This is a genomic window from Kitasatospora sp. NPDC036934, from assembly GCF_055608425.1.
In genome coordinates this window covers 1-13,817 of sequence record NZ_JBVJQR010000035.1, presented here as the reverse complement: position 1 = coordinate 13,817, position 13,817 = coordinate 1, and the positions used below count along the sequence as shown (strand labels likewise).

Annotated in this window: 7 protein-coding genes and 1 pseudogene; 5 read left to right on the top strand and 3 right to left on the bottom strand. The window is 75.7% G+C overall.

Annotation, left to right across the window (positions count from 1 at the left end):
* Positions 1–40: 40 nt before the first annotated feature.
* Complete coding sequence (locus ACZ7BZ_RS33770) at positions 41–1,468, bottom strand: MFS transporter (protein WP_380463857.1); 1,428 nt, start codon at positions 1,466–1,468, stop codon at positions 41–43.
* 737 nt (positions 1,469–2,205) lie between these two features.
* On the opposite strand from ACZ7BZ_RS33770, the gene ACZ7BZ_RS33765 reads away from it, so the two are divergent.
* From ACZ7BZ_RS33765 to ACZ7BZ_RS33755, 3 genes are all read left to right on the top strand, one after another.
* On the top strand, positions 2,206–4,344 hold the full coding sequence (locus ACZ7BZ_RS33765) for an asparagine synthase-related protein (RefSeq protein ID WP_470361685.1): 2,139 nt from the start codon (positions 2,206–2,208) through the stop codon (positions 4,342–4,344).
* Positions 4,345–4,880: 536 nt separating this feature from the next.
* Positions 4,881–5,402: a universal stress protein gene (locus ACZ7BZ_RS33760; protein ID WP_470361684.1), complete on the top strand. Its 522-nt coding sequence runs from the start codon at positions 4,881–4,883 to the stop codon at positions 5,400–5,402.
* Positions 5,403–5,579: 177 nt separating this feature from the next.
* Positions 5,580–6,284, top strand: a complete 705-nt coding sequence (locus ACZ7BZ_RS33755) for a DsbA family oxidoreductase (protein ID WP_470361683.1) — start codon at positions 5,580–5,582, stop codon at positions 6,282–6,284.
* A 123-nt stretch (positions 6,285–6,407) separates the two neighbouring features.
* Here the strand turns inward: ACZ7BZ_RS33755 and ACZ7BZ_RS33750 are convergent, their stop codons facing one another.
* A complete protein-coding gene (locus ACZ7BZ_RS33750) occupies positions 6,408–8,741 on the bottom strand; it encodes a sigma-70 family RNA polymerase sigma factor (protein ID WP_470361682.1) in 2,334 nt (777 codons plus the stop codon).
* 392 nt (positions 8,742–9,133) lie between these two features.
* Positions 9,134–10,006, bottom strand: coding sequence for a TetR/AcrR family transcriptional regulator (locus tag ACZ7BZ_RS33745; protein WP_470361681.1), 873 nt, complete (start codon positions 10,004–10,006; stop codon positions 9,134–9,136).
* Between the two features lie 575 nt (positions 10,007–10,581).
* Between ACZ7BZ_RS33745 and ACZ7BZ_RS33740 the strand changes: the two genes are divergently transcribed.
* Together ACZ7BZ_RS33740 and ACZ7BZ_RS33735 are read left to right on the top strand one after the other, a co-directional pair.
* A complete protein-coding gene (locus ACZ7BZ_RS33740; RefSeq protein ID WP_470361680.1) occupies positions 10,582–11,907 on the top strand; it encodes an NAD(P)/FAD-dependent oxidoreductase in 1,326 nt (441 codons plus the stop codon).
* A gap of 202 nt (positions 11,908–12,109) precedes the next feature.
* A pseudogene (locus tag ACZ7BZ_RS33735) lies at positions 12,110–13,411 on the top strand (SpoIIE family protein phosphatase); the annotation flags it as partial.
* Positions 13,412–13,817: the final 406 nt, after the last annotated feature.

Below are 13,817 nucleotides of genomic sequence, written 5' to 3'. Positions count from 1 at the left end.
CATCCCATTTATCGCCGGGCATTCCGTCGGCTCCGGCGGCTCACGCCGGAGCGACGATCACCGCCCGCGCCCGCTCGGTCAACTCCCGTACCCGGCGTTCCCCCTGGAAGGGCTCCAGCCGCCGCAGCATCTCCACCACGTACTCCCGGCTGCGCTGCGAGGAGATCCGGCCGGCCACCTCGACGGCGCGTTCGCCGGCGGCGACCGCGGCGTCCAGGTTGCCCGCCTCGGCCTCGGCCATCGCCGAGACCACCAGCCGCAGGCCGTGTGAGCGGACGTAGCCCTCGGTGGGCTTGGCCAGCGCCTCGCGGGTGAACTGGCGGACCTTGGAGGGCACTCCGAGGTCCCGGAAGCACTCGGCGGCGTCGGCGGCGAGCCGGTCGTAGGCGTAGAAGTCGATCCACGCCGGATCGGGATCCCCGGCGCGTGCCCGTTCGAGTGCGCTCTCCGCCGCGCCGAGCGCCGTCGCGCACGCTGCCGCGTTGCGGGCCTTGGCCTGAGCCCGCGCCTCCACCAGGTGGAAGAAGCTCATGGTCCGGGCGGTGGCCAGGCTCCGGTTGCGCTCCAGCGCGGCCTGGGCGAGGTCGACGGCCTCCTCGGCGAAGCCCCGGTAGCCGGCCTGCAGGCTCATCGAGGCCAGTACGTACCCGCCGAGCGGCACGTCGGCGGCGGCCCGGGCGAGCCGCAGGGCCTGGATGTAGTACCGCTGGGCCGCCTCGTGCTGCCCGGTGTCGAAGGCCATCCAGCCGGCCAGCCTGGTCAGTTCGGCCGTCGCGCCGAACAGCGCCCGGCCGACCGCGTCGCTGTACGAGGCCAGCAGCAGCGGCGCCGCCTCCACCCGCAGGCACTCCGGCACCATCGACGAACGCCAGTCCCCGCCGCCGTACTTGGAGTCCCAGCGGCGGGCCTCCTGGGCGGCCTCGCGGAGCTTGACGGCGTCCGAGTGGCCGACCCGGTACGAGGAGTTCTCGCTCGGGGAGCGCGGCACCTCGCGGGCCACCGAGCCGTCCGCCGGGTTGATCAGCCAGCGGGAGACGGGCGTCGCGTAGGCGGCCACCGAGAAGGTGCCGGCCAGGCTGTCGCTCCAGCGGCCGCCGCCGGGCCCGCGCCGCAGGTCGAGGTCGACCCGGAACAGGTCGGTGGCCGAGCGCACCGCGTCGGAGACTTCGCGCGGGAAGGCCAGGCCGAGTTCGGGCGCCGGGTCGGTGTCGCCCAGGCCGATCTCCTCCAGCGGGACGGGCCGGCCGAGCTTGCCGCCGATCGCGGTGGCGATCAGGTGCGGGACGGGCCCCTGGGGGACCATGCCCTTGCTCACCCAGCGGGCCACCGAGGTCTTGTCGTAGCGCAGCGTCAAACCGCGCTGGGCGCCCAGGTCGTTGACCCGTCGGGCCAGTCCCGCGTTGCTGATCTGGGCGAGGGTCAGGAGCGTGCCGAGCCGTTCGTTCGGTCCTCGTGGGCTGACGGTCATGGTGGCGGCGGCACCTCCTGCGGCCTTGTGCGCGGGGCCCGGGCGGCACCGGGCCGTAGCTGCTGTACCTAGAGTAGTCGGACGCGTTCCGACGGTTAAGAGGCCGCATTCCGGATGGCGGGATCGCGCACCCGGCGCCGCCGTGCCGGGCCGCCGCGGGAGTTGGTCCGGACCACCCGGAGCGGGTGGGCCGCGCCGCGCGCCGGAGCGCCGTGCTCCGGTCCCGTGTTCACGTGCGCCCGGCCGTGCTCCCTGGCCCGACCGGCCGTGCGGCGATTCGCTGGTGGTCGTGGGTCGGCCCGCCGTCGAGGACCCGGCGGGCCGGGGGACGCCGCCGCCTCAATCCCCGCGGGCGGCGGTTGAGTCCGGGAGGGCATGCGGATGCCCTCCCGGGCGGGGCGACGCCTTTCGGCCATCTCGCGATGCCCATGTCAAGGGCGCCGCCCGGGCGGTCCGGGCCAGGGAGGGGGAGGCCCGGCCCGCCCGAGCCCACCCCGCGCCCGACTCCCGCCCCGACTCGTGCCCCGGGCCCGCCGAAACGGAAGCGGAACCGACAACACCGGCCCCGACGGCGGCCGGTGGTGGCACGATGTCTCCTGACGGCGCGCCGGAACGCGGGCACGCCCGGACGCGCGTGCGGGCCGCCCGGAACCGGGGCCGCCCCGGCACCCCACCCGGCCGCCCGCCCGGCGCCGGACGCGCCGCGCGAGTGCAGGTCCTCGTCCGGTGGAGGCGCGATGCGGTGGCTGACGGGCTGGAGCACGGGCGCGCCCGGGGCGGGAGCGCCCGCCCAGGAGGCCCTCGCCACGGTCGCACCCATCGCCGCCCGCCCGCTCTGGACCGGCCCCAACCCGCTCTGGGCGGTGGGCGACTGGCGCCCCGAGGAGATCCGCCTGGTCACCCTCCGCCCCGGCGCCGCCCCGGCCGTCAGCACAGGCCCGACCACCCCCGACCCGGTCGCCGACACCCCCGCCACCACCCGGCTCGCCGTCCTCGGCCACTGCGGGGCCACCGACCCCGAACTCGCCGCCGGCCTCGCCGCCGCCCGCGGCGGCGCCGTCCGCCACCTCACCGCCTGGCCCGGCAGCTACACCGTCGTGCTCCGCACCGGTACCCGCTCCACCCTGCTGCTCACCGACCTGGCCGGCGCCCAGCCCGTCTTCCACACCCCCTGGGCCGGCGGCACCGCGTACGCCACCGCCGCCCTCCCGCTCGCCGACCTGGTCGGCGCCGCCTTGGACACCGGCCACCTCGCCGCTCGGCTCGCCTGCCCCGAATCCCCGGAGGCACTCGGCACCGGCACTCCGTACCTGGGCGTCCAGCGGGTGCCGCCCGGCCATGTGCTCGCCATCCGCGGCGGCCGCCCGTACCTCGACCCCTACGACGAACCGCCCGGCGCCGAACAGCCGCGCGACGAGGCCCCAGCCGTGCGTGAACTCACCCGCGCGCTGCTGGAATCCGTCCGCTCCCGGGTCCGCACCCCCGCGCCGGCCACCGACCCCGCCGGACGCGCCCGGCTCGGCGTCGACCTCTCGTACGGGACGGCCTCCGCCACCGTCGCCCTGCTCGCCGCGGCCGTACCGCTGCCGCCGGTCCCCGCGGCCGGGCTGCCCGCGCCCCGAGCCGGAGACGCCGGTGCGGCCGGTAGCGGCGGCGTCAGGCGCGGCGCGGTGAAGGGTTCCTGGGTCCGGGTCACCGCCCAGGAGCCGTCCGCCCCCGAGCAGTTGGCCGCCGTCACGCTCGGCGAGACCGAACCGCCCACCACCCTCGCGCTCGCCCCCGACACCCCCCGGCTGCGGCACACCGTGCTCGACCCCGGCCCCGACACCCTCCCGTACGCGGTCCTGCGCACCGACCCGCAGTCCGGCCCGCTCACCGACGAGCCCGGCCCCGAACTCGTCGCCGCCGCCCGCGCCGCGGCCCGCTTCGACGCCGGCGGCACCGACCACCTCACCGGCTACGGCGCCCGCCAGGTCCTGGACGGCCACCCGGCGCGGCTCGCCGACCTCATCCGGGCCGGCCGGCCGCGCGAACTCCTGCCCCCGGTCGCCGCCCTGGCCGGCGCCGACCGGGCCGCCGTGGGCGTGCTGGCCGGCGCGCTGCGCACCCCGCTCACCGTGGTCCGGGCCGCCCACCGGCTCTCCCGGGTCCGGTACGCCGAGGCGCTGGACGAGGCGGCCGCCAAGCTCACCGCCCGGCACGTCCCGGACGGCGTCGGCACCGCGGGCGACCGCTCGGCCGTCGACCTCGCCTGGTGCGTCCCCGGCCCGGCCGCCCGCTGGCTCTCCGACGAGGCGCTCTCCTCGGTCGCCCTCCGGCTGCGGCTGGCGGCGCGCAGACCGGCGCCCGAGGAACACCCTGGCGCGCACCGTGCCCGCCACGCCCTCTACCGCCAGGCACGCTCCTACCGCACGCTCCTGCACGCCGCCGAACGGCCCGGCCAACGGCTGCACGCGCCCTTCCTCGACAACCAGGTGGTCCGCGCCGCCCGACTGCTCCCCGACGACGTCCGCCTCCAACCCGGCGCCCGGCACGCCCTCCTGCACGCCGTCCTCACCGGCGCCGGCCGCACCGACCTGCCCCCCGACTGGGGCCGCGGCCCCCGCCCCGACCGCACCGCCCCCACCCGAGCCGGCCTGCGCCTAGCCGCCGACGGCCTCGCCGAACTCTTCGACGCCCCGCTCCTCGCCGAAGCCGGCCTCATCGACCTCCCCGCCGTCCGCGCCGGCCTCACCGCCCCGCTCTCCCCGACCGCCCTCGCCGGCCTCGCCGACCTGGTCTCCACCGAACTCTGGCTCCGCCGCCTCCGCGCCCGCCGCCACGGCGCCTGCTGGACCGGCCTCCCCCACCCCCACCCCCCGGCCCTCACCTCCTGATCACCAGCCACACCGCCTCCCCACCCCCACCCGCTCACCCACCGGGCGCGCAGGGCAAAGCCCGCGCGCCCGCAACACCCCCTCCACCACCCCCAACCCACCCCCAACCCACCCCGAACACCCCCACCCGCCCGCACCCGCCCACCCACGCCCCCACCCGCCCGCACCCGCCCACCCACGCCCCCCTCCCCCTCCCCCTCCCCCTCCCCCTCCCCCACCTCCCCCTCACCCGACCAGGCGAGAGGGACGCGCTGCGGGAGGGGGCGGTGGAGGGGGTGGGTGCGGAGAGGGGCGTGACGGGTGATTTTCAGACCGCCAACGGCGCCCGGCCAACTGCCCACAGGGTCGGCGGTCCGAAAATCATCCAGCCCCCGGAGCGCCCACCCCCGGAACCGCCCCCGGCGTCACCCACCCTCCCGAAAGCCCACCCCCACAAACAGAAACCCCCACCCCCACCCCGGCGCGGCTCCAGCCGGCCCCTCCACCAGCCGGGCGATGATTACGCGGCTGTGGGTCCGCGGTGAGGAGAGTGTGCGGTGGCCGGTGTGAGCCCGGGGCGGGAGGTTCCCGTGGTGCTGTCGGTGCTGGGGCGGCCGCCGACGGGGCGGCCACCGGGGGTGCTGGCGGCGTGTGACGGGTCGGACGGCTCGCTGTGGGCGCTGGACCGGGCGATGACGGAGGCGGAGCTGTTCGGGCTGCCGCTGTACGTGCTGGCCGTGGTGAACCCGGCGCCGGCCGGGTACCCGCCGGGGATGGCGGAACTGGTGCAGGAGAGCGTGGAGACGCTGGTCGAGAGCACGGCGGACGGGCTGCGCCGGGCGGTGGCGACGGTGCTGCGGCAGCGGGTGCGGCCGTACGCGGGGGAGATGTCGCTGCACGTGGTGCTGGGCAATGTGATCGAAGTGCTGCTGGCTACGTCGACCCGGCAGCACACGCTGGTGGTCGGCACCCGGGGCAACGGGGGTTTCTCCCGACTCCTGCTGGGCTCGGTGAGTTCGGCGGCGGTGCACCACGCGGCCTGCCCGGTCCTGGTGGTCCCGGCGCCCGCCGAAGCCTGAGCCGACGGGACCGCTCCCGGTGGGCCGGTCCCGGTCCCGGCCGGCCCTGGTCTCCGCCGGTCCCGGTCCCGGTCCCGGCCGGTCCCGGTCCGGCGTAAGTGTCGGGAATGCACCGAGATGGTTCATCGTTCACCTATCTCGTACCCCACCCCCGACACGCCCCTGGAGCCCCCGAACATGAAGGTCGAGATCTGGTCCGACATCGCCTGCCCCTGGTGCTACATCGGCAAGCGCCGTTTCGAGCAGGCCCTGGCGGACTTCCCCGGCAAGGAGGGTGTCGAGGTCGTCTACCGCCCGTACCAGCTGGTCCCGGACGCACCGGCGACCGCCAGCCCGCACCGGGCCTGGCTGGCCGAGCGCTACGGCCCGCAGTCGGTCGCGATGGACGCGCGGGTGGCCGAGCTGGGCCTGGCCGAGGGCATCACGTACGACTTCGACGCGGCCCTGCACGCCAACACCTTCCTGGGCCACCGCCTGCTGCACCTCGCCGAGGCCGAGTACGGCGCGGAGGCGCAGGGCCGGCTGAAGGAGGCGCTGCTGAAGGCGCACTTCACCGACGGCGTGGACGTCGGCGACCGCGCCGCGCTGGCGGACGTCGCCGTGGCGGCGGGCCTGGACCGCGAGCGGGTGACGGCCTACCTGGCGGGCGACGAGGGCACCGCCGAGGTCCGGGCCCAGCTGGCGGAGGCCCGTGAGCTGGGCATCAGCGCCGTCCCGACCTTCGTGTTCGAGGGCAAGTGGGCAGTCCAGGGCGGGCAGGACACCGAGACCTTCCGCAAGGTGCTGGAGCAGGTCGCCGCCGAGATCGGTGAGCACCGCCCGGCGCCGGTACCGGTCGCCCCGGCCGGGGAGGCCTGCGCGGACGGATCCTGCGCGATCTGACACCGGACGACCTGGCGTCGGACGATCTGACACCGGACGGCCTGACGTCGAAGGACGAAGGGGCCCGTCCCGGGGGATCTGTCACCAGCCCCCCGGGACGGGCCCCGAGCCGTGTCCGGACGGTCAGGTGCACCTGAACCGGGCCTGCGCCCAGTCCGCGACGTTCAGCGCCGACCAGATCCCGTGCGCGGGTGTGACCACCAGCCGGATGGACTTCTGCCCGGCGAGCGGTACGTGCACCGGCACCGCGTCGTCGCCTGCGGCGAGGGTCCGGGAGCGCCACAGGGTGCTGCCGTCGCCGCCCTGGACAGTGAAGACCACCCCGCCGGGGCCCAGGGTGGCGTCGTCGACCCCGGCGACGGCGTCGAAGGAGGTGCAGCTGCGGTTGAGGTCGATCAGCGTGGTCGCCGGGGCGTGCACGGTGATGGCGTGGGGGTGGTAGTCGCCGCCGATCCAGCCCCCGTCGCGCTGCCAGAACCGGTCGCTGCCCTTCTGCCGGATGCTCGGACCCTCGGGCGGCACCCGGTTGTTGCCGGGCTTGACCACGGGCAGCGAGTCGCCCCAGAAGTCGCTGGGCGCGGGCGGGGTGGGCGTGACGATGGGCGTCGGCACCGGCGGCAGGGTGGGCGTCGGGACGTCGGGCACGTCCGGGGTCGGCACCGGCGGCAGGGTCGGGGCCGGGACGGCGGGCAGCTCGGGGGTGGGTTCGACGGGTGGGGCGGGCGGTTCGCTCCGCGGGGCCCGGGTGGCCGCCGGGGGTGGGCTCGGCTTCGCACTGGGCTTCGGGCTCGGGCTGGGGCTGCTGCTCGGGCTGGGCGCGGGCGGCTCCGGGGCGGCGCTGCTGGGCGCGGGTGCGGGGGCGGCTGTGGGGGCTGCGGGCACGGGGGCCACCGGGGCGGGCGTGACCGGAGCGGTGGTGGCCGGGGGAGCGGCGGCGGGCGGCTTGGGTTCGGGCGAGCCGGTGAGGGCGTACGCGGCCACGGCGGCGGCGGCCACCGCGACGGCGGCGGCGATCCCGGCCTTGGCGGCGGTGCCCAGCCCCTCGCCGGCCGCGGCAGCGGCCGTACTCCCGCCGGAAGCCCCGGAAGCCCCGGAAGCCCCGGAAGCCCCGGAAGCCCCGGCGGCACCGGCCGCACCGGCCGCACCGGAAACCCCGGCCGCACCGGAAGCGCCGGAGGACCCGGCCGCGGCTGCCGTCCCCGCCGCGGCCGCACCGCCGACCGCGGCGACCCCGCCCACGGCGGCCGCGGCGGCGCTGAACCCGCCGACCCCGATCCAGACCAGTACGCCGCCGGGCAGCAGCGCGCGCAGACCGGTGTTGATCTCGGTGAGTTCCAGGCAGGCCGCCGTGCAGCGGTCGCACTCCTTGAGGTGCCGTCCGACCTCGGCCGAGGCCCGCTTGCGCAGCGAGCCGCGCGCGTACGCCCCGAGCCGGTTGGCGTAGGACTCGCAGGTGCTGTCCTGGCTGCCGGAGACGTGGGCCTGGAGGAAGCCGGCGGCCAGCCGGTCGCGGGCCCGGTGGGCCTGGACGGCGGTGGCGTTGGCGGTCTTGCCGAGCATCACGGCGACGGTCTTGGGCGATTCCTGCTCGACCTCGGTGTGCCAGAGCACGACCCGGTCGTCCTCGGGCAGTTCGGCGTAGGCCTGCATGACCATGCGCTGGTCGGCCATCGCCATCGCCCAGGCGTCGGCGCCGGGGTCGCCGAGGTCGAAGTCGACCACGGCGGCCGAGCTCTGGGCGAACACCCCGAAGTCGTCGACGAGTTGTTCGCGCCGTTCGCTGCGGGTCCAGGCGGCGGCGACGTTGCGCACGGCGGTCAGCAGGTAGGCGCGGACGGCGAACTCCGGCCCCTTGCCCGCCTTGAGGGCCTGCAGGGTGCGGGCGAAGACCTCGCCGGCGAGGTCCTCGGCGGTGAAGCTGTCTCGGCAGCAGGTGCGCGCGTAGCGGCGGACGGAGTCGACGTGCCGGAGGTAGATCTCCTCGTACGCGGTGTCGTCGCCGGCCCGGACTCGGGCGGTCAACTCGGCGTCGGAGGGCGGCCGCTCGCCGTCCACCGGGTCGGCGGGGGCTGGCACGGTGGGCCGGGCGGACCGGCGGTCGCCGACGAACGCCTCGGGGGCGACCCCGCCGCGGCCGACGGGGGCCTGGCCGGGCACCCGGCCGGACGGCAGGGCGGCGGCGGAGGCGGAGAGCGACTCGCGACTGGGCATCCCGGCCTGGTCGGGGACGTGTCCGGCACCGGGACCGCCGGTGCCGCCCGAACCGGTGCCGCCCGAACCGGTGCCGCCCGAACCGGTGCCGCCCGAACCGGCGGCGGAACCCGAACCGCCTGCGGCGCCCGGTACTTGGGCGGAGCCGGCACCGCCGGGGCCCGCGGCGGACCCTCCGGCCGTACTACCGGAGAGGCCCCCGAAGTCGAGGCCGTACCCGTAGTCGTTCTGTTCCTCGGCGCTCACAACGGACCCCAGACTCCACGACAGCCCCCGTAGTGTGGCAGGGCGCGCGGGAGTGCGTAGGCGCACGGTTCCCCGAGGTGCGGCGCCGACGGCGCGCGAAGGGCGCGCATCGGGACATTGGCTCCAACCACGGGCAAAGGATGGCATAGCGCAGGGACCCGCGGTAGCCGGACCGGCCGGTACCCACTCTTCCGAGGTGCCGTCGCGGATGTGTTCGCCCAGCGTGTGGCGCGAGGTCGCACGACGTCCGCACCCGGCGCGCGTACCCTGATCGCGCGCCGGTGTCCCGCCCAACTCCCTGTGTCCGTCGGGCGCGTCGCCCGTGCCTGGTCCGACGCGTCCGTCGCTGCCCCCTCCACCAGGATGTCCCGGCGGCGGGCCGAGCCGAGCGGTCAGCGTGACCGCAGACCGTCCAGCAGTATCTGCAGCAGCCGGTCCGACGGCCCGGCGGCCGGTTGACAGTCCGGCTGCGGACCAACCGCCGTGAAACCGGCCGCCGTCGGCGCCGTGACCGAGGGCCGCGCCGCGTGCACCGGCACCGACGCGGTCAGTACCAGCACCACGTCCGAAACCGTGACCCCCGGCCGCAGCTCGCCCGCAGCACCGGCCCGCGCCACCAGGGCGGCCAACAGCTGCAGCAGCAGCCGCGGATCGGCGTCCGCCGACGACGGTTCGGCCGCCGCCCCGGCGCGCGCCTCCTCGCCCCGCAGGTCGAAGCGCACGGCCGCCGGCACCTCCGCCGCCCGCTGTTCGGGCACCCGGCCCAGCTCCTCCGCGTACTGGAACGCCTCCGGCGGCAGCAGCCGCCCGGCCCCGGTGCCGACCGCCCGGGCCAGGTACCCGGCCAGGGCGTCCCAGGCGCCGTCGCCGCCGTACAGCGACTCCCGTGCCTGCGCGGTCAGCCAGGCCACCTCCTCGGCGGCGATCCGCTGGACCAGCACCTCCTTGCTCGGGAACCGCCGGTAGACGGTGCCGACGCCGACCCCGGCCCGGCGTGCGACCTCCTCCATCGGAGCGCCGTAGCCGAACTCGCCGAACACCTCCCGGGCCGCGCGCAGCACGCTCTCCAGGTTCCGCCGGGCGTCGACCCGCAGCCGGGCCCCGGGGACCGGCGCCGCCGCCTGAGAAGGATCCGCCCGGTACGGGACGGCCGCGTACGCCATCCCGCCCTGGGGCAGGTCCAGCGGGCCGCGCTGCTCCGGCACCATGCCCTGTCCGGCGTGCGGTGTGCCCGCCCGTCCCAATGCCTGCTTCTGCTCCATCATCCCAACTCTCCCCCGCAGGCGTCCGAAACCGGACCCTGTCGTCGCCCGCCCCTGCACCCCCCGGTGCAGCTCGGCCCGGCAGAAATGACCAGATGACCCATCGCTCTGTGCCGCCCGTCCCGTTCAGGTGACCACGGTCGTGCCGCCGGGCCGCCTTGGCGTCCGGCTCGGCGCGTCGGCACCGCCCGGGGCCTCATCCGGGAACTACCCTTCCCCGGATGACTCTCCCCCAGTCGGGTTGTCGAGCCAACGCTGGAACTGGCCGTAGTGGCCGCTCCACGGTGCGTCGCCGCCGGTTGTCATGGCGGTGGCCGCTCCGGCACACAATCCGACCATAGTTCACGGCTCTTCGCGGCCGAAAGTGCGTCAGAAAGTCGCCCAGCAAGCACAACTGGTCACGGCTGCCACTTCCGTCCCAACCAGCCCCGTACGGACTGTGGACAAGACCACCTCCGCCGGTCCTTCATAGGGGGGCGTGATGGGGGGACACCCCCGGCCGTGAGGCCGGGACGAAACGTCACATCGGCAGGAGGTGCACCATCAGGATCCTGATCGCCGGCGGCGGCTGCGCCGGGATGGCCACCGCGCTCCACCTCCAGCGTGGCCTGCGGGAGCAGCTGCGACGCGGTGAAGTGGAGATCACCGTCGTCGAACCCCAGTCGTACTCCACCTACCACCCGCTGCTGGCCGAGGTCGCGGCCGGCTCGATCGACCCGCGGCACGTGGTCGTCCCGCTGCGCCGGGCCCTGCCGCACTGCCGGGTACTCACCGCCCGGGTCACCCGGATCGAGCACTCCGCCCGCCGCGCCCTGGCCGACGCCGCGGGCCCCGGCGAGACCCCGGCACCGCTCGAACTCCCTTACGACGTCCTGGTGGTGGCCCCCGGCTCGGTCTCCCGCACCGCGTCGGTGCCCGGGCTGGCCGAGCACGGGCACGGCTTCTCCACCGTCGCCGAGGCGGTGCACCTGCGCAACCACGTGCTGGAACAGCTCGACCTCGCCTCCGCCACCCGCGACCCGGCCCTGCGGCAGTCCGCGCTCACCTTCGTCTTCGTCGGCGCCGGCTACGCGGGCGTCGGGGCGCTCGCCGAGCTGGAGGACATGGTCCGGACCGCCGTACGGAGTTACCACAACGTCCGCGCCGAGGACCTGCGCTGGGTGCTGGTCGAGGCGACGGACCGGATCCTGGCCGAGGAGTCGCCCGAGCTCGCCGAGCACACCCTCGGCCAACTGCGCGAGCGCGGCGTCGACATCAGGCTGCGCACCACCCTGGCGTCCGCCGCCGGCGGGGTCGCCGCGCTCTCCGACGGCAGCCGCTTCGGCGCCCGCACCCTGGTCTGGACGGCAGGCGTCCGGCCCGCACCGATGCTGCGCGACACCGACCTGCCGCTGGACACCGCCGGCCGGGTCCGCTGTCTGGCCACCCTCCAGGCCGTCGGCCCGGACGGCCGCGCCCTGCCCGGGGTGTGGGCGGCCGGGGACTGCGCCGCCGTACCCGATCCGAACGCGGACGGCGCTCCCTGCGCGCCCAACGCCCAGCACGCCTTCGCCCAGGCCGAACTGCTCGCCCGCAACATCGCGCTGGCCCTGGCCGGCGGGCCGCACGCACCGGGGCTGGTCGAGTACCGGCCCGGCCCGGCCGCCTGCTCGACCTCGCTCGGCCTGCACCGGGCCGTCGCCCACACCCGGGGCGGCGGCCGACTCACCGGGCGGCGGGCGTGGTGGCTGCACCGGGCCCGGCACCTACGGCGGCTGCCGAGCACGGAGCGCCGGGTGCGGGTGCTGGTGGACTGGGTGCTGGGCGGGGTGTTCTCCCGCGAGGTGGTCTCGTTGGGGGCGATGGAGCACCCGCGCTCGGTCTTCGAGGGCGGTTTCGACTCCGGGCCCGGCCGGCCCGGTTAGGGGCCGGGGGCCGGCCGGGTGGCCGTTCCGAGGGCCGATCGGAACGGCGGACGGAACGCCGATCCGACGGCCACGCCGGGCGGGCGACTTCCGGAACTGGGCCTCCGCCTGACAGGATCAGCCCGAACTGGTCATTACCCCGTGTGCTGCTGCGTACACAAAAAGTGATGATATGCCTGGAAAACGAGGAAGCGGCCGTCGTTTGAACCTCATGCGCTGGAGCGCCCGGCTCACCGGAGTCCCTTGGCGTGCCGCCCCGTCCAGCGGGGCCGGCCCCGACGAGGGCACGCCCTCCACCGACGGCGTCGTCGTGCCCAGCCCCCGGGACCCCACCGGCCCCGCCCACACCGCCGAGCTCCTCGACCCGCACAAACCCCAGAACCTGCGCGAGGTCCTCAACCGCATCCCCGCCCCGGTCGCCGTCACCTACGGCCCGCTGCACCAGCTCGGCTACGCCAACCGCGCCTACCGCGAACTCTTCGGCGAGCGCCCCACCGGCCTGCCGGCGGGCGAGGCGCTCCCCGAGCTCGGCACCATGGGCGTCCTGCCCCTGATGGACCAGGTCATCCGCGGCGGCCGACCCCGCAGCGTCAAGGCCCGCTGCATCCTCGGCCTCACCGGCAACCGCTACTACAACGTCTCCTGCGTCCCGCTCGGCCCCGGCGACACCGGCGACACTCCCGCAGAGGGCCCGCCCGCCGGAGTACTGATCTTCGCCGCCGAGGTCACCGACCAGGTCCTCGCCGCCGCCCGCCTGCGCGAAGCCGAACGCCGCCAGCGCGAGGCCGCCGTCACCCTCCAGCGCAGCCTGCTCCCGCAGAAGCTCGACCAGCCCGCCGACCTCCGGGTCGCCGCCACCTACCAGCCGGGCGGCGCCGAGGCCGCGGTCGGCGGCGACTGGTACGACGTCATCGCCATCGACGGCGGACGCACGGCACTCGTCATCGGCGACGTCATGGGCCGGGGCCTGCGCGCCGCCGCCGTGATGGGCCAGCTGCGCACCGCCGTCCGGGCCTATGCCCGGCTCGACCTGCCCCCGCACGAGGTGATGTGCCTGCTCGACGGCCTTGCCATGGAGATCGACGCCAACCAGATCGCCACCTGCACCTACGCCGTCTGGGACCCGCAGCACCGCACCCTCACCTACGCCTCGGCCGGCCACCTCCCGATGCTGCTGCGCTGCCCCGACGGAACCATCCTGCGCAGCGAGGAACAGAACGGCCCCCCGCTCGGCACCGGCGGCGGCCTGCACGTGTCCCACACCCTGCGCCTGCTCCCCGGTACGACCGGCGTCCTCTATACGGACGGCCTGGTCGAACGCCGTGACGAGGACATCGACCAGGGCCTCGACCTCCTGGCCCGCACCCTCACCGGCGCGATCGGCGCCCCCGAGGTGATCTGCGCCCGGCTGCTCCGGGCGATGGGCGTCACCTCGGAGCACGACGACGACGTGGCTGTGCTGGCCTTCCAGCTACCCGCGGACGAGGGCACCGAGAATTCGCTTGCCGTGCTTGACTCGGCCACTCCAGAGGTCTAGAGTTCTTCGAGTTGCCTGGCAGGGAGCACCGGACACGCATCAGCGCGGACGGTCCCGGGGCAGCCAATCCCTTGAAACACCACTTCCGGCTCGTGCCGGTCGTTTCGCTTTGCGCGACTCGGCCTGGTGCTTATTCGGTGTGCTCGTTTTATCGGATTGCGGCTGGATTCGCTTTTCGGAGCAGGGATCGGCTAGAGTTTGAAACGTCGGACGGGGCGTCAAGCCCCGGAAGACACCGGCGAGTTGGATGAACGAAGCCCCGAAAACGGAGCGGAAAGCATCTGATAAGCTGGAAACACGAAAGAACGAAGCGCCCGGAGGGCCCGCTGGAAGGCGGTCCGAAGGAAGCGTCCGTTCCTTGAGAACTCAACAG